Origin of the sequence: Pseudomonas sp. DVZ6 (assembly GCF_024259445.1) — a bacterium.
Lineage (GTDB): Bacteria > Pseudomonadota > Gammaproteobacteria > Pseudomonadales > Pseudomonadaceae > Aquipseudomonas > Aquipseudomonas peradeniyensis.
Genome location: NZ_JANCLM010000005.1, coordinates 96,602 through 111,695 on the forward strand (window position 1 = coordinate 96,602; position 15,094 = coordinate 111,695).

15 protein-coding genes and 1 tRNA gene are annotated in these 15,094 nt (G+C 65.7%); 7 read left to right on the forward strand and 9 right to left on the reverse strand.

All coding sequences use genetic code 11. The features are described 5' to 3' along the window. Position 1: 1 nt before the first annotated feature. Entirely contained in the window at positions 2–667 is a 666-nt protein-coding gene (locus NMG10_RS04630) for an FKBP-type peptidyl-prolyl cis-trans isomerase (protein ID WP_203648946.1), read from the reverse strand. A 224-nt stretch (positions 668–891) separates the two neighbouring features. Here NMG10_RS04630 and NMG10_RS04635 point away from each other — a divergent pair, with 224 nt between their 5' ends. Continuing rightward, complete coding sequence (locus NMG10_RS04635) at positions 892–1,974, forward strand: AlgP family protein (protein WP_203648944.1); 1,083 nt, start codon at positions 892–894, stop codon at positions 1,972–1,974. On the opposite strand, the gene NMG10_RS04640 is transcribed toward NMG10_RS04635, so the two are convergent. Then, entirely contained in the window at positions 1,950–2,429 is a 480-nt protein-coding gene (locus NMG10_RS04640) for a TIGR02444 family protein (protein ID WP_232854801.1), read from the reverse strand. The two genes, NMG10_RS04635 and NMG10_RS04640, sit on opposite strands and share 25 nt — an antisense overlap. Before the next feature lie 50 nt (positions 2,430–2,479). Here NMG10_RS04640 and NMG10_RS04645 point away from each other — a divergent pair, with 50 nt between their 5' ends. The 3 genes from NMG10_RS04645 (at position 2,480) to NMG10_RS04655 (ending at position 5,874) form a co-directional block, all read left to right on the forward strand. Continuing rightward, positions 2,480–4,390: an ATP-binding cassette domain-containing protein gene (locus NMG10_RS04645; protein ID WP_254463885.1), complete on the forward strand. Its 1,911-nt coding sequence runs from the start codon at positions 2,480–2,482 to the stop codon at positions 4,388–4,390. After that, a complete protein-coding gene (locus NMG10_RS04650; RefSeq protein ID WP_232854803.1) occupies positions 4,390–4,977 on the forward strand; it encodes a mechanosensitive ion channel family protein in 588 nt (195 codons plus the stop codon). The genes NMG10_RS04645 and NMG10_RS04650 overlap by 1 nt, the downstream gene beginning before the upstream one ends. Positions 4,978–5,241: 264 nt before the next feature. Further along, positions 5,242–5,874, forward strand: a complete 633-nt coding sequence (locus NMG10_RS04655) for a LysE family transporter (RefSeq protein WP_203648922.1) — start codon at positions 5,242–5,244, stop codon at positions 5,872–5,874. 91 nt (positions 5,875–5,965) lie between these two features. Here the strand turns inward: NMG10_RS04655 and NMG10_RS04660 are convergent, their stop codons facing one another. Both NMG10_RS04660 and NMG10_RS04665 read right to left on the reverse strand, forming a co-directional pair. Further along, complete coding sequence (locus NMG10_RS04660) at positions 5,966–6,718, reverse strand: slipin family protein (RefSeq protein WP_203648914.1); 753 nt, start codon at positions 6,716–6,718, stop codon at positions 5,966–5,968. Between the two features lie 3 nt (positions 6,719–6,721). Continuing rightward, positions 6,722–8,065, reverse strand: coding sequence for a nodulation protein NfeD (locus NMG10_RS04665; protein WP_254463886.1), 1,344 nt, complete (start codon positions 8,063–8,065; stop codon positions 6,722–6,724). 96 nt (positions 8,066–8,161) lie between these two features. Here NMG10_RS04665 and NMG10_RS04670 point away from each other — a divergent pair, with 96 nt between their 5' ends. The 3 genes from NMG10_RS04670 (at position 8,162) to NMG10_RS04680 (ending at position 9,632) form a co-directional block, all read left to right on the forward strand. Continuing rightward, positions 8,162–8,620: an aminoacyl-tRNA deacylase gene (locus tag NMG10_RS04670; RefSeq protein ID WP_028688593.1), complete on the forward strand. Its 459-nt coding sequence runs from the start codon at positions 8,162–8,164 to the stop codon at positions 8,618–8,620. A 60-nt stretch (positions 8,621–8,680) separates the two neighbouring features. Further along, the gene (locus NMG10_RS04675) at positions 8,681–8,923 is read left to right on the forward strand and encodes a DUF2789 domain-containing protein (RefSeq protein WP_110734134.1); all 243 of its coding nucleotides are present in this window, start codon (positions 8,681–8,683) and stop codon (positions 8,921–8,923) included. A 70-nt stretch (positions 8,924–8,993) separates the two neighbouring features. Next, positions 8,994–9,632 carry a hypothetical protein gene (locus tag NMG10_RS04680; RefSeq protein WP_028688591.1) on the forward strand — a complete coding sequence of 213 codons (639 nt, stop codon included), beginning with the start codon at positions 8,994–8,996 and terminating at the stop codon, positions 9,630–9,632. Between the two features lie 6 nt (positions 9,633–9,638). Here the strand turns inward: NMG10_RS04680 and NMG10_RS04685 are convergent, their stop codons facing one another. From NMG10_RS04685 to NMG10_RS04705, 5 genes are all read right to left on the reverse strand, one after another. Continuing rightward, complete coding sequence (locus NMG10_RS04685) at positions 9,639–10,076, reverse strand: CBS domain-containing protein (protein WP_050703295.1); 438 nt, start codon at positions 10,074–10,076, stop codon at positions 9,639–9,641. A gap of 298 nt (positions 10,077–10,374) precedes the next feature. Next, positions 10,375–12,105 carry a dipeptidase gene (locus NMG10_RS04690; protein ID WP_254463887.1) on the reverse strand — a complete coding sequence of 577 codons (1,731 nt, stop codon included), beginning with the start codon at positions 12,103–12,105 and terminating at the stop codon, positions 10,375–10,377. 328 nt (positions 12,106–12,433) lie between these two features. After that, positions 12,434–12,510: transfer RNA gene (locus NMG10_RS04695), tRNA-Arg, on the reverse strand. Between the two features lie 86 nt (positions 12,511–12,596). After that, a complete protein-coding gene (locus NMG10_RS04700) occupies positions 12,597–13,460 on the reverse strand; it encodes an ABC transporter ATP-binding protein (protein ID WP_203648904.1) in 864 nt (287 codons plus the stop codon). Next, entirely contained in the window at positions 13,457–15,040 is a 1,584-nt protein-coding gene (locus NMG10_RS04705; protein ID WP_203648903.1) for an ABC transporter permease, read from the reverse strand. The genes NMG10_RS04700 and NMG10_RS04705 overlap by 4 nt, the downstream gene beginning before the upstream one ends. Positions 15,041–15,094: the final 54 nt, after the last annotated feature.

Here is a 15,094-nt window from a genome sequence, read left to right on the forward strand (position 1 = left end):
TTCAGTTGGCCACGTCCAGCAGTTCGATCTCGAACACCAGTGGGGTATAGGGTGCGATCAGGTCACCCGCACCGTCGGCGCCATAAGCTTGCGCCGACGGGATCACCAGGCGCCATTTCGCCCCCGCCTTCATCCGTGGCAGTGCCACCTGCCAGCCCTCGATCACCGAGTCCAGCTTGAACCATTGCGGTTGCAGGTTCTGGTCGAACACCGTGCCATCCGGCAGTTTCCCCACATAGCGCACCTGCACGCGACCGCTGGCCTTGGGTTGCGCGCCGCTGCCGCTGGCCAGTTCGCTGTAGAGGATGCCCTCGGGCAGCTCGCGTACCCCGGCCTTGGCCCGCTCGCCGGCAATGAAGCGTTTCTCCGCTTCCACCAGCTTGTCCACCTGGGCCTGTTCGGCGGCGGCGTTGGCTTGCGTCTCGTGCTGCTCGAGGATGGCCTGCATGCGTGACTTGGCAATGCGTGGCGGCTGGCCCTGGTAGGCCTGGCGCAGGCCTTCGACCAGGGCGTCGAGCTGCAGGCCGGGGACTTCCTGGCGCAGGCGCTCGCCCAGGCTGGCACCAAGGCTGTAGGCCAGGTCGCTGTCGTTGGCGGGGGCGGTTTCGGCGTTGGCCAGGGAGAGCGGCATCACCAGGCACAGGCCCAGAATCAGATAACGAGGCATGGACGGTTCCTGCGGTAAAGAGCGCAAAGTATGCCAGCGTTGTTGGGCGAAGATGTGTAAATATCGGCAGTGCACTAATGGGCAACTACACTTGTTTCCAGCTGCAAGACAACAACTTTGCCCAGGCATGCAACGCGGCGCTACTGAGACTGTCAACATGCCCTAGCGGCGGTAGCAGCAGAAGCATAGTATGAGCCGCACTCTCGTCAGCCAGGAGGTAAACCATGTCGGCCAAGAAGAAAGCAGTCAGTACGCCGTTGCACCTGCTCCAGCAACTTTCGGGTAGCTTGCTCGAACATTTGGAAGATGCCTGCTCCCAAGCGCTGGCGGATGCCGAGAAACTGTTGGCCAAGTTGGAAAAACAACGTGGCAAGGCCCAGGAAAAACTGCATAACGCTCGCCTGAAGTTGCAGGACGCCGCCAAGGCCGGTAAAGCCAAGGCTCAGGGCAAGGCGCAAAAAGCCGCGGGTGAACTTGAACACTTGCTCGATTCGCTCAAGGATCGCCAGGCCCAGACCCGAACTTACATCCAGCAACTCAAGCGTGATGCCCAGGAAAGCCTGAAACTGGCCCAGGGTGTTGGCAAAGTGCGTGAGGCGGCCGCCAAGGCCCTGGACTCGCGTACTGCGGCACCGAAAGCGGCCGCGAAACCTGCTGCCAAACCAGCGGCCAAGCCTGCTGCGGCCAAGGCCCCGGCGAGGACTGCAGCCGCGAAACCTGCCGCCAAGCCAGCGGCCAAACCGGCTGCTGCCAAGGCTCCCGCGAAGACCGCTGCAGCGAAACCTGCCGCCAAGCCAGCGGCCAAGCCTGCTGCTGCCAAGGCACCGGCGAAGACCGCCGCCGCGAAACCTGCGGCCAAGCCAGCGGCCAAGCCTGCTGCCGCCAAGGCACCGGCGAAGACCGCCGCCGCGAAACCTGCCGCCAAGCCAGCGGCCAAGCCTGCTACTGCCAAGGCCCCGGCGAAGACCGCCGCCGCGAAACCTGCTGCCAAGCCAGCGGCCAAACCAGCTGCTGCCAAGGCACCGGCAAAGACCGCTGCAGCGAAACCAGCAGCCAAACCAGCGGCCAAGCCTGCTGCCGCCAAGGCCCCGGCCAAGCCAGTAGCGGCCAAGCCTGCCGCCAAACCTGCAGCCAAGCCAGCAGCCAAACCGGCCGCTGCCAAAGCTCCGGCCAAGTCTGTAGCCAGCAAGCCAGCCGAAAGCAAGCCAGCCACACCGACCGCCAGCGCCACCCCGACGCCTGCGACCAGCGCGGCCACGCCTGCGGCAACCGCCACACCGGCTCAGTCGCCGACTTCGGCGTCCTGAAGCTCACGGGCCGCGGCGCGCAGCTGATGCAGTGCGTCGTGGTCCCGGGTCTGGTCCGGCGCCAGCCGGGTCAGCCAGTCCTGCGCGGCGCCCGCTTGCGCAGGCCACTCGTGCGCCAACGCCTCCAGACGCTCCAGCAAGGTGCGTTCAGCCTGCAACTCCAGCGCCTTCACCTGCTCACGCATCACGCTCAGTTGCGGGTCGGCCAGCGCCTGCTCGCGCCATTGCCGGCGTAGCGCGCGCAGCGGCGTCACCACATCGCGTTGCCAGGGGCCGGCCAGGGCCTGCAGGGCGGCGATCCGCTGTTCATCGGCGGCCACGCCGCGGGCCTGCAGCCAGGTGCCGCAGAGCAGCAGGCAGACATCGCCGCCCAGTTCCTGGAGGGCCAGGCTGGCAGCCTCGACGCCTGGCCGGGCATACAAGGCCAGGGCGTGATTCCACAGGTCGGTGTGCATGGTTTCACTCGCGCCAGTGATCGGCGAAGCTGGTAGACTCCGCGACCATCATGATCAGACTATCGAACCTCACTTTACAGCGTGGTCCCCAGCGCCTGCTAGAAGGCGCCGAGATGACCCTGCACACCGGTCACAAGGCCGGCCTGATCGGCGCCAACGGCGCCGGCAAATCCAGCCTGTTCGCCCTGCTGCGCGGTGAGCTGTCGCCCGATGCCGGCGATTGCCTGCTGCCCGGCGACTGGCGCATTGCCCACATGCGCCAGGAGGTCGACACCCTCGACCGCATCGCCGTGGACTATGTGCTCGACGGTGATGCCCGCCTGCGCAAGGTCCAGGCGGATCTCGCGGCCGCCGAGCAGGCCCACGACGGCACCGCCCTGGCGCGCCTGCACAGTGAGCTGGACAGCGCCGACGGCTACACCGCCGATGCCCGTGCGCGCAAGCTGCTGGCCGGCCTGGGCTTCAGCAACGAGCAGATGGACCGCCGCGTCGGCGACTTCTCCGGTGGCTGGCGGATGCGCCTGAACCTGGCCCAGGCACTGATGTGCCCGTCCGACCTGCTGCTGCTCGACGAGCCCACCAACCACCTGGACCTCGATGCCATCCTCTGGCTGGAGGAGTGGCTCAAGGGCTACCCGGGCACGCTGCTGCTGATCTCCCACGACCGCGACTTCCTCGATGCCGTGGTCGACCATGTGCTGCATGTCGAACAGCGCAAGCTCAATCTCTACAAGGGCGGCTACAGCGCCTTCGAGCGCACCCGCGCCGAACGCCTGGCGCAACAGCAGCAGGCCTACGAGAAGCAGCAGGCGCAGCGCGCGCACATGGAAAAGTACATCGCCCGTTTCAAGGCCCAGGCCACCAAGGCCCGCCAGGCGCAGAGCCGGATCAAGGCCCTGGAGCGCATGGAGGAGTTGTCGGCGGCCCATGTCGATTCGCCGTTCGACTTCGTGTTCCGCGAGTCGGAGAAGATCTCCAGCCCCTTGCTCGACCTGTCCGAAGGCCGCCTGGGCTATGGCGACAAGGCCATCCTCGAGAAGGTCAAGCTGCAACTGGCGCCGGGTGCGCGCATCGGTCTGCTTGGCCCCAACGGCGCGGGCAAGTCGACCCTGATCAAGAACCTCGCCGGCGAGCTGCAGCCGTTGTCCGGGCGCCTGGTGCGCGGCGAGAACCTCGCCGTCGGTTACTTCGCCCAGCACCAGCTCGACTCGCTGGACGACAAGGCCAGCCCGCTGCTGCACCTGCAGCGCATCGCCCCGGGTGAGCGCGAGCAGACCCTGCGCGACTTCCTCGGCGGCTTCGACTTCCACGGCAACCGTGTCGATGAGCCTGTGGTGAATTTCTCCGGTGGCGAAAAGGCCCGCCTGGCCCTGGCGCTGATCGCCTGGGAGCGGCCGAACCTGCTGCTGCTCGACGAACCGACCAACCACCTCGACCTTGAGATGCGCCTGGCGCTGACCATGGCCCTGCAGGAGTTCGCCGGTGCCGTGGTGGTGGTGTCCCACGACCGTCACCTGCTCAAGAGCACCACCAACGACTTCCTGCTGGTGGCCGACGGCAAGGTCGACACCTTCGACGGTGACCTGGACGACTACAGCCGCTGGCTGGTCGAGTACCGCCAGCGCAACGCGCCGGTGAGCAGCACGCCCGCGAACCCGGACAAGACCGACAAGAAGGCCCAGCGCCAGGCCGCCGCGGCCTTGCGCCAGCAGTTGGCGCCGCACAAGAAGGCGGCTGACAAGCTGGAGACCGAACTCAACCAGGTGCACCAGCAACTGGCCGAGATCGAAGCCGCGTTGGGCGACAGCGGTCTGTACGAGGCCTCGCGCAAGGACGAGCTGCGCGATCTGTTGGCCCGCCAGACCAAGCTCAAGCAACGCGAAGGCGAGCTTGAGGAAGCCTGGATGGAAGCCCTGGAAACGCTCGAAAGCATGCAGGCCGAGCTCGAGGCGCTGTCCTGATGGAGGAGCTGCGTTCGCTGCTGCCCGGGCAGTGGATGGACACGTTCTGGCTGGGGCTGCAGATCCTGCTGATCCTGATCGCCGCGTTCATCCTGCAGCGCATGGTCGCCCGCGGCCTGCGCAGCCTGGGCGAACGCTACCCGTTGCCGCACGAGCTGATGGTGCCGGTGCGCGGTGCCCTGCGCTGGCTGATCATGGGCAGCGCGCTGCTGTTCGTGCTGGAGCGCATGGGGGTGTCCGCGACGGTGCTGTGGACGGCGTTGTCGGGCTTTGTCGCGGTGGCGGCGGTGGCGTTTTTCGCCATCTGGAGCGTGCTCTCCAACCTGCTGTGCGCGGTGCTGATCTTCACCGTCGGGCCGTTTCGCATCGGCGATGTGGTCGAGCTGGTCGATACCCTCGACAAGCCGGGGGTGAAAGGCCGGGTGATCGCCATCAACCTGCTGTACACCACGCTGATGGAAACGCCGGAGGCGGGTGGGGCGCTGGTACAGGTGCCGAACAGCCAGTTCTTCCAGAAGGCCGTGCGCCGTTGGCGGGGGGCTGAAGTACCTGCTCCAGCCATAGACCCGGCCATCGAGGCCGATTAAGTCTGGCTCATTCGTCTGTAGGAGCGGCCTTGTGCCGCGAATGGGCTGCAAAGCGGCCCCGGCAACGTTGCCAGTACTGAAATCTTGGGGCTGCTTCGCAGCCCATTCGCGGCACAAGGCCGCTCCTACAGGGAACGCGCAGGTCGGCGTGGTCAGCGGTTTACCCGCGAAGAGGCCTGCTGAGACACTGCAAAAACCACTGGTTATTTTTTCGCCAACACCTTAGTTTAGCGGTTTGCAAAAGCTGTTCGAGCGAGGTGTGCGATGTCGATGGAAACGTGGTTGGCCTTCTTTGCCGCGTGCTGGGTGATCAGCCTGTCGCCGGGCGCCGGGGCCATTGCCTCGATGTCCAGCGGGCTGCAGTACGGTTTCTGGCGTGGTTACTGGAACGCCCTGGGCCTGCAACTGGGCCTGATCGTGCAGATCGCCATCATCGCCGCCGGCGTCGGCGCCATCCTCGCCGCGTCGGCCACTGCCTTCCAGGTCATCAAGTGGTTCGGCGTCGCCTACCTGGTCTACCTCGCCTACAAGCAATGGCGCGCCCTGCCGATGGACATGAGCGACGAGTCCGGTGTGCGGCCGATCGGCAAGCCGTTGAGCCTGGTGTTCCGCGGCTTCCTGGTCAACGTCAGCAACCCCAAGGCGCTGGTGTTCATGCTGGCGGTGCTGCCGCAGTTCATCAACCCGCACGAGGCGTTGCTGCCGCAGTATGTGGCGATCACCGTGACCATGATCAGTGTCGACCTGCTGGTGATGGCGGGCTACACCGGGCTGGCTTCGCGGGTGCTGCGCCTGTTGCGCACACCGAAGCAGCAGAAGCGTCTGAACCGCACCTTTGCCGGGCTGTTCATCGGTGCGGCGACGTTCCTCGCCACTCTGCGCCGGGCGCCGATCTGATCAATCGCATGAAGCCATTCGCGGGTAAACCCGCTCCCACAGGTACGCCACTGTCCTGGAGAGGAGTGGTATACCCGCGAATGCCGCGCCGCTATTTCTGCTTGTCCACCAGCCCCTTGAGCAGATCCATCGGCATCGGAAACACGATGGTCGAGCTCTTGTCCCCGGCGATCGACCCCAGCGTCTGCATGTAGCGCAACTGCATCGCCCCCGGCTCCTTGCCCAGCATCTGCGCCGCCTGCATCAGTTTCTCCGACGCCTGCAGCTCGCCTTCGGCATGGATCACCTTGGCCCGTCGTTCGCGTTCGGCCTCGGCCTGGCGGGCGATGGCGCGGACCATCGACTCGTTGAGGTCGACGTGCTTGATCTCGACGTTGGCCACCTTGATGCCCCAGGCGTCGGTCTGCGCGTCCAGCACCTCGCGGATGTCCGAGTTCAGCTGCTCGCGCTCGGCCAGCAGTTCGTCCAGCTCGTGCTTGCCGAGCACGGCGCGCAGGGTGGTCTGGGCCAGCTGGCTGGTGGCGGTGAGGAAGTCTTCGACCTGGATGATCGCCTTCTGCGGGTCGAGCACGCGAAAGTACAGCACGGCGTTGACCTTGACCGAGACGTTATCGCGGGTGATCACATCCTGGGGCGGCACGTCGAGGACCACGGTGCGCAGGTCCACGCGGACCATCTGCTGGATACCGGGAATCAGGATGATCAACCCTGGGCCCTTGACCTGCCAGAAGCGCCCGAGCTGGAACACCACGCCGCGCTCGTACTCGCGCAGGATGCGCAGGGCCGACAGCAGCAGTATGCCCAGCAGCACCAGCACGGCGCTGAATCCGAATTGCATGAACATCGTCTACTCTCCTTGCGCCGTGGGCGCAGTGGCGCTGACCTCCAGCGTCACGCCATGACGGGCCGTTACCCGCACGTGCTGGCCCGGCTGCAGCGGTGTCGCGCACTGCGCCTGCCACTGTTCGCCCTGGGCCTGTACCGAGCCGCAGAACGGGTTGTCCGCGCGGACCTGGGTCACCGTCACCAGGCTGCCGACCAGCCCGGCATCGCCGCTGACCAGGGCGCGCTTGCGTGCCTTCAGCGCCATGCCCAGCACGCCACCGAGCAACAGCGCCGAGAGCACCGCCAGGCTGATGATCAGCGTCAGCGGAATGCCAAAGCCAGGGGCGTCGGTGTCCATCAGGATCACCGCGCCGACCACGAAGGCGACGATGCCGCCGAAGCCGATCACCCCGAAACTGGGCAGGAACGCCTCGGCGACCATGAACGCCACCCCGAGCAGGATCAACGCCACCCCGGCGTGGCTCACCGGCAGCAATTGCAGGGCGTACAGCGCCAGCAGCAGGCAGATGCCGCCGACCACGCCGCCGACCCCGGAGCCCGGATTCATGAATTCGAACAGCAGGCCGTACACGCCGATCATGATCAGGATCAGCGCCACGCTGGGGTTGGTGATTACTGCCAGCAGGCGAGTGCGCCAGTCCGGCAGGTGCTCCACCACACTGGCTCCGGCGGTCTGCATTGATGCTGACTGGCCGGCGACGGTCAGCGTCCGGCCATCGAGCTGGCGCAGCAGGTCGGGCAGGTCAGCGGCGACCAGGTCGATCACTTTCAGCCGCTGGGCTTCGCTGGCCGACAGGCTCACCGCCTCGCGCACGGCCTTTTCCGCCCAGTCGGCGTTGCGCCCGCGCAGTTGCGCCAGGCCACGGATGTAGGCCGCGGCGTCGTTGATCTGCTTGCGGGCGAGAGTGTCCTGTTCGTTGTTCGCGGCGGGCTTTTCGTCCTTGCCGGGGACGCCGATCTGTACCGGCGTCGCCGCGCCCAGGTTGGTCCCCGGGGCCATGGCCGCCACGTGGCTGGCATAGAGGATGTAGGTGCCGGCGCTGGCCGCCCTGGCGCCACCCGGGGCGACGTAGGTGGCCACCGGCACGGGGCTGGCGAGAATGGCCTTGATGATCTGGCGCATGGCGCTGTCGAGCCCGCCGGGGGTGTCGAGGCGGATCACCACCAGTTGCGCGCCCTGGGCCTGGGCCTGGTCCAGTCCGCGCAGCAGGTAGTCGGCGCTGGCCGGGCCGATGGCATCGTCGACGCTCAGCAGCCACACGTTGCCGCCGGGCGCGGCCTGGCCGCCCGGGGCGAAGCCGAGGATCAGTAGCAACAGCAGCACGCACCAGCGCCGGGCGATCACCTGTCGTCACCTCATGCGGACCTGTCCTTGAAGTTTAGCCGTGGCTGCCGGGCCACGGCCTAAACTTGAGGGTGGGGGCAAAACCGGAGGTGCATCATGCGTATGGCCAAGACCCTTCAGCAGCGCCTGGACCAGGCCAACTGCGACTACGACATCATTCCCCATCCCCATTCGGCCACCAGCCTGGAGTCGGCGCGAACGGCCGGCGTACCCGCCGAGCGGGTCGCCAAGTCGGTGATGCTCGATGACCGCCATGGTAACTACATCATGGCCGTGCTGCCGGCCAACCGGCACCTGGACATGACCGAGGTACGCATGACCGGCGCCTGGCAGCTGACCCGCGAAAGCAACCTGCCGAGCCTGTTCGGCGACTGCGAACGCGGCGCCATCCCGGCCCTGGGCGACGCCTACAACATTCCCATGCTGCTCGACCGGACCCTTACCCGCCAGGGTGATGTCTATCTCGAGGCAGGTGACCACGATCACCTTATCCACATGAGCATGGAGCAATACTTGAAACTGGTGCCGCACGCCGAAGTGCGCGAACTGAGCTGATGCTCGCAACCCACGCCGAGCTGGCGTCGTGGACGACCGGCCCGGCCATAGGAGTGAATCATGGAAGCGCCGATCCACAAGTTTTCCGAACTGTTCAAGCAACTGGGGCTGCCGGACGATGCGCTGGGCATCGACCAGTTCATCACCAGTCATTCGCCGCTCAAGGGGGATGTGAAGCTGGTGGATGCGCCGTTCTGGAACGAGTCCCAGCGCTCGTTCCTCAGGGACAGCATCCTTGAGGATGCCGATTGGGCAGAGTTGTTCGACCAACTCAACGAAGCGCTGCGCCGTCCCCGCAAATAAAGCGCCGAGCGGCACCTGATGGGTGATCGGGCCGTTGCTATGCTCAGGGAAAACAAGAGGGGATGGCGCAATGAAAGATCCCTACGCACCCGGTTTCTGGTGCACCGTGACGATCCTGGGCACCCTGACCGCCGGCTACTTCTACGGTATCCGGCACACCCACACGATGAACCAGGCCGTGCAGTTTCTCTATGCCGCCGCCGCCGTGACCGCGGCGGTGGCGTTGTGCGGCCTGGCGTGGATCGCCTGGCAGCAGCTGCACCTGAACAGGCGCGAAGTCGCCCAGGGGCGAACGTTGCTGACCATCTGGAACACCAAGGTCGCCCTGCGCCGGGTCGAGACGGTGTTCGACCGCTATTTCTGGGGCAGCTACTGGCACTCCGGGCGCACCTTCGAGGAGGTGATGGGCGAGCTCAAGGGCACGCCGCTGGAGCAGAGCCTGGACGCCCTCAAGCGCCAGTGCCGGGAACTCGACCGGGAAGTGCACGACCACCACCATCACTGGCTGGCCAATGCCCGCGACCTGTCCAGCGTGGCCACGGCCATGGCCCGCGAGCGCTACCAGCTGGACCTGTGCGACGCGCCGGCCCGTGACGGCGGCAACACCGCCGTGCTCAACCGGGATCTGGAAGTGCTGGTGTACACCTGGTCGGCGCGCCTGCGCAGCTTCGACCATCAGCTGGACGAGCTGGAGCGCGCCTATCACTGAGCAGGGTCATTCACCGCGGATGTACTGTTCCAGCTGCAGGATCAGGTTGGCCTGTTCGGCAATGGTTTCCTTGACCAGGTCGCCGATCGACAGCAGCCCGAGCAGCTTGCCTTCGTGAACCACCGGCAGGTGGCGCAGATGGCGGTTGGTCATCAGGTTCATGCAGTACTCGAGGTTCTGCTTGGGCTCAACCGTAACCACCGGAGAGCTCATGATGTCGCGTACCGGCGTGGCCGCCGAAGAGCGACCCTTGAGCACCAGCTTGCGCGCGTAGTCGCGTTCGCTGACGATTCCCACTACCTGATCGTTCTCTACCACCGGCAGTGCACCGACGTTTTTCTCCGCCAGTAGCCTCAAGGCATCCAGCACCGAGTCGTCAGGGTTGATGGTGTAGACGGTGTGGTGCTGGGACTTGGCTTTGAGGATTTGTTCGACGTTCTTCATACGGGCCTCTGTGGGTGGAAACGCGACGTGTCGGAGTAAATAAAGCATCCGGCACGGCGCTCTGCACGGCAATGCAGGAAACGGCATCGAGGTGATTGAAAAACGTCATCGCGTCCACCAGGGCGCGCTGCAGCCCTTTCGCGGCACAAGGCCGCTCCTACCAGGGCGCGGTCGTCTGTAGGAGCGGCCTTGTGCCGCGAAAGGGTCGCAAAGCGACCCCGGCAATCTTGAATCGGAGCGGCCATATCCCAAAAATCGCAAAAGCCTTGAAAGGGACGGACCTAAGGCGACGAGAACCTCAGAGCTTCGGCATCTGCCCGATCCGCGCCACCATCTCGCTGACGATCTGCAGGTCGAGCATGAACTGCTCCACGGTCTTGAACTCGTTGTCGTTGTGCCCGGTGTACTTCACGTCCGGCATGGCCAGGCCGAACTGCACGCCATTGGGCAGGTCATGCACCGAGGTGGCGCCGGCGGAGGTGCCGTACTCGTGCTTCATGCCCAGGTTCTCGCTGGCCACGGCCAGCAGGGCCTTGACCCATTCGCCCTCGGGGTTGCGGTACATCGGCTCGTCGAGGGTGTAGTCGAAGGCCACCGGGGTCTTGCTCTTGGCCTTCCACGCATCGAGCTTGCCGGCGATCTCACCCTTCAGGGTGTCGAGCGACTTGCCCTTTGGAATGCGCAGGTTCACGGCCAGCTTCAGCGCCTGGTCATCCAGGCCGACGAAGGTCAGCGAGGTGGTCAGCGGGCCCATGAAGTCGTCCTTGAAGCCGACGCCGAGCTTGTTGCCCAGGTAGTCCAGGCCCCAGTTGTCGGCGGCGTAGCGGGCGGCGTCGGTGATGTGGTTGTGCTTGAGCGGTACGTCTTTGCCCAGGCCGTTGAGGAAGTCGAGCATGCGCGCCACCGGGTTGACCCCGGACTCGGGCTCGGAGGAGTGCGCCGACACGCCGGTCACGGTCAGCAGCACCTGCTTGCCGTCGACCTTGGCGTCGATGCTGAAGTCGCCGCCATGGCGTTTGACGTAGGCCTCACCGGCCTTGTTCAGCGCCTTGGCCAGGTCGGCCGGCTTGTCGCCGGTCAATGTCGCCACCGAGCTGCCGGGGATCTGGTTGGTGGCCAGGCCGCCGGTAAGGTTGATCACCTCGGCGCCTTTGCCGTCACCGGCACGCTTGGCGAAGGTGGCCATGACGGTGCCATAGCCCTTCTCGGCGATCACCACCGGGTAGCCGCCATCCAGCGCCAGGTTGTAGTCGGGGGTGGCGTTGCGTTCGAAGTAGTAGGGGATGGCGTCGCCGGTGGTTTCCTCGGTGGTGTCCACCAACAGCTTGAACTGGCGCGCCAGCGGCAGCTTCTCGTCCTTGGCCACCTTCAGCGCGTACAGCGCGACGACGATGCCGTTCTTGTCGTCCTCGGTGCCGCGGCCATACATGCGGTCGCCCACCAGGGTGACCTTGAACGGGTCGAGCTTGGTGCCGTCCTTGAGCTTCCAGTTTTCCGGAGTGACCGGTACCACGTCGGCGTGGGCGTGGATGCCGATCACTTCCTTGCCTTCACCGAGGGTGATCTCGTAGACGCGGTTGTCGATGTTGCGGAACGTCAGGCCGAAGCCCTCGGCCAGGGCCTTGATCTTGTCGGCGATCTTGATGAACTCAGGGTTCTCGTGCTGCGGCACACCCTCTTTGCGAACGGTCGGGATTTCCACCAGCTCGCGCAGGGTTTCCTTGGCGGCCTTGCCGTACTTGATGCGGGTGTAAAGGCCCAGCAGGCGGTTGATCTCGTCCTGCTGCTCGGCGCTCAGCGGCTTGCCGGCCAGGTACAGCTTGAGGGTGTCGTCCAGCTTGGCGGCCTTGGCCAGGTCGCTGCCGGCCAGCTTGCCGAGGAACTGCTTGAAGTCGGCCGGGTCGCTGCCGTCGTAGGCCTTGATGATGGCGGCGGACTGCTGCTGGGAGAGGTTGGCCTGGGCCGGGATCGAGAACATGGCCACGCTGGCCAGCAGGAGCGATACGGCGGATAGCTTGGTGAAGGGCATGGGTGTGGGCATTCCTTTGCAAGGGGTGGAGGGTGACCGTTTACGCAAACGGAAGATGCTCAAGCTATCACCAATGACCACCGGCACGGGAGAGGTGGCAATGTGCTTTTCTGCACAAACGTGCAAGCTTTCATCTACGGCGCGGCCCGCAGGTTTATGACAAAAATGCGTATCATTAGCGTTTTTTGTAATAAGCATCGTGTCACCAGAGAAGCCCCCTCGAGACCATTGTTCCGGAACTTGCAAGGCCAGATCATCGTGCAGTGCTGAGGCCTGGAAACGAAAAAGCCCCGCCAGAGCGATCTGAGCGGGGCTTTTGCTGATGTCATGGCGCACTCGGCGGGATTCGAACCCACGACCCCTGCCTTCGGAGGGCAGTACTCTATCCAGCTGAGCTACGAGTGCAACGGGCCGCATGATACCCATCTGTGTCGGTGGCGTCCATGGCCTTGATCTGTGGAGTTTTTTCCCGGGGGGACAGCGGGTGCCGGTCACAGCGCGATCAGCTCCGGCCGTAGCCCCTCCACCCGCTGTCCCGCAGGCTTGAGATACCCGCCATCCCCGGTGATCTGGTGCAGGACCTTTTCGCGCAAGCCATGCAATGCCACGCCGGTGCGCTGGCGCGGGTGCGGTAGGTCGATTTCCACCACCGCCTTGATCCGTCCGGGCCTCGGCTCCAGCACCACCACCCGGTCGGCCAGGTAGGTCGCCTCCTCGGCATCGTGGGTGACCAGCAGGATGGTGATCCCCGAGCGTTCGCGAATCGCCAGCAGTTCATCCTGCAGCTGTTGGCGGGTCAGCGCGTCGAGGGCGCCGAAGGGTTCGTCCAGCAGCAGGATCCGTGGGCTGGCCACCAGGCCGCGGGCGATGGCCACGCGCTGGGCCATGCCGCCGGACAGCTGGTGCGGATAGGCCGATTCGAAGCCGACCAGGCCCACCAGTTGCACGTACTCGTGCACGCGCCGGGCGCGCTCGCCCTGGGTGAGTGTCTCGTTGACCAGCCCCAGGCCGATGTTTTGCGCCACCGTCAGCCATGGGAACAGGCGGTGCTCCTGGAACACGATGCCGCGTTCGCCGCCGATGCCGTTGACCGGCTGGCCGTCGACCCGGATCGTACCGCTGTAGTCGGTGTCCAGCCCCACCAGCAGACGCAGCAGAGTGGACTTGCCGCAGCCGGAGGAGCCGACGATGGCGATGAACTCGCCTTCGTTGATCGACAGGTCGAAGTCGCGGATCGCCTCGAACGGCTGGCCATCGACGCTGAAGGTCTTGCCGACCCCCTCGAAACTGACCAGCGGCGGCGTGGCGTCGGGTTGGTTGGCCGCGTGCAGGGCCGGGGTGATGAAGGCGTTCATGCGGATCTCCAGCGCGTGGCGCGCGATTCGAGGCGTTGGCCGAGGTGGCCGAGCAGGGCGCCGACCAGGCCGATCAGGACCATGGCGGCCATCACCTGGTCCATGCGGAACAATTGCTGGGCGCCGATCATCAGGCTGGCGATGCCGCCGTCCGAGGGCATGAAGTACTCGGCACCGATGGTGCCGAGCCAGGCGTAGATCAGCGCCAGGCGCAGTCCGGCGAAGATCGCCGGGGCGGCGCCGGGCAGCACCAGCAGGCGCAGCCGGTGTGGCAGGTCCAGGCGCAGGGCCTGTGCCGCCTCGCCCAGCTGTGGCGGGAGGCTGGCGATGCCGCGCTGGGTGGCGATCAGCAGCGGGAAGAACGCCGCCAAGGCGACGAACACCAGCTTGGCGCCTTCGCCCAGGCCGAACCAGGCAGTCAGCAGTGGCACCCAGGCGAACAGCGCCACCTGGCGCAACGCTGACAGGCTCGGGCCGAGCAGGCGCTCGGCGTTGGCTGACAGGCCCAGCAGCAGGCCCAGCACGAAGCCTGCCCCGCCGCCGAGCAGCAGACCGGCCAGGGTGCGTTGCAGGCTCAGGCGCAGGGCCTCGGGTAACGAACCGTCGAGCAGGCCTGCGTACAGGCTGCGCAGCACATCCAGCGGTGAAGAGAGGATGTTGGCATCGACCCAGCCAAGGCTGTTGGCCGCCTGCCACAGCAGCAACAGCCCCGCGGGCAGCAGCAGGCTTTGCCAGCCGCGTGGCACCTGGCCGCGCAGCTGTTCGCCCGTGGCCGGTTGCGGCCAGTGCAACAGGCCGCGTTCCAGGCGTGAGAAGCCGCGATCCATCAGTGCGCCGACCAGGCCGATCAGCAAGATGCAGAGGAACACCAGGTCGAGCATGAACAACTGCCGCCCCCAGACCATCAGGTAGCCGATGCCTTCGCTGGAGGCCAGCAGTTCCACCGCCAGCAATGACGTCCAGCCGGTGGCCAGGGCCAGCCGCACACCGGCAAGAAACGCAGGCAGCGCGGCGGGCAGCAGCAGGCGCAGGAACAGCAGGTGAGGGGGCAGGCGCAGGACGGCGGCGGCTTCGCGCAGTTTAGGTTGGGCATCGCGCACACCCACCAGGGTATGCAGCGTGACCGGCACCACCACGGCCTTGACCAGCACCACCAGCTTGAGCAGTTCGCCGATACCAAAGAACAGCATGAACAGCGGGATCCAGGCCAGGGTCGGGATCTGCGCCAGGGCGATGAAGGTAGGCAGTACCAGGGTCTGCGCCCGCCGTGATCCACCCAGCCAGGTACCCAGCAGCAAGCCACTGGTGATCCCTGCCAGCAACCCCCAGATCAGGCGTTGCAGACTTATCCACAGGTGAGCCCAGAGTTCGCCGGAGCCGAACTCCAGCGCGCTTTGCCAGACCAGCGCGGGGGCAGGCAGGATCTGCTCGCTCATCCAGTGCTCACGGCTGGCGACGACCCACAAGGCCGCCACCGCCAGTGGCACGATCCACGGCAGGTAGGAGCGGCCTTGCGCCGCGAAAGGGCCGCGCAGCGGCCCCCATAGACGGCGTAGGCTTACGCTCAAGACTTCGCTCATCAGGGCACCTCTCAAACCGTTCCTTGTTTATTCGCTTATGGAATTAAAAATTGT

What these genes read in the sequence shown, in the direction of transcription:
- NMG10_RS04650 (WP_232854803.1), top strand. Translation starts at nt 4,390, where the DNA reads ATGGAGGAGCTGCGTTCGCTGCTGCCCGGGCAGTGGATGGACACGTTC.
- NMG10_RS04700 (WP_203648904.1), bottom strand. Translation starts at nt 13,460, where the DNA reads ATGAACGCCTTCATCACCCCGGCCCTGCACGCGGCCAACCAACCCGAC.
- NMG10_RS04655 (WP_203648922.1), top strand. Translation starts at nt 5,242, where the DNA reads ATGTCGATGGAAACGTGGTTGGCCTTCTTTGCCGCGTGCTGGGTGATC.
- NMG10_RS04685 (WP_050703295.1), bottom strand. Translation starts at nt 10,076, where the DNA reads ATGAAGAACGTCGAACAAATCCTCAAAGCCAAGTCCCAGCACCACACC.
- NMG10_RS04635 (WP_203648944.1), top strand. Translation starts at nt 892, where the DNA reads ATGTCGGCCAAGAAGAAAGCAGTCAGTACGCCGTTGCACCTGCTCCAG.
- NMG10_RS04680 (WP_028688591.1), top strand. Translation starts at nt 8,994, where the DNA reads ATGAAAGATCCCTACGCACCCGGTTTCTGGTGCACCGTGACGATCCTG.
- NMG10_RS04690 (WP_254463887.1), bottom strand. Translation starts at nt 12,105, where the DNA reads ATGCCCTTCACCAAGCTATCCGCCGTATCGCTCCTGCTGGCCAGCGTG.
- NMG10_RS04640 (WP_232854801.1), bottom strand. Translation starts at nt 2,429, where the DNA reads ATGCACACCGACCTGTGGAATCACGCCCTGGCCTTGTATGCCCGGCCA.
- NMG10_RS04630 (WP_203648946.1), bottom strand. Translation starts at nt 667, where the DNA reads ATGCCTCGTTATCTGATTCTGGGCCTGTGCCTGGTGATGCCGCTCTCC.
- NMG10_RS04645 (WP_254463885.1), top strand. Translation starts at nt 2,480, where the DNA reads ATGATCAGACTATCGAACCTCACTTTACAGCGTGGTCCCCAGCGCCTG.
- NMG10_RS04670 (WP_028688593.1), top strand. Translation starts at nt 8,162, where the DNA reads ATGCGTATGGCCAAGACCCTTCAGCAGCGCCTGGACCAGGCCAACTGC.
- NMG10_RS04675 (WP_110734134.1), top strand. Translation starts at nt 8,681, where the DNA reads ATGGAAGCGCCGATCCACAAGTTTTCCGAACTGTTCAAGCAACTGGGG.
- NMG10_RS04705 (WP_203648903.1), bottom strand. Translation starts at nt 15,040, where the DNA reads ATGAGCGAAGTCTTGAGCGTAAGCCTACGCCGTCTATGGGGGCCGCTG.
- NMG10_RS04660 (WP_203648914.1), bottom strand. Translation starts at nt 6,718, where the DNA reads ATGTTCATGCAATTCGGATTCAGCGCCGTGCTGGTGCTGCTGGGCATA.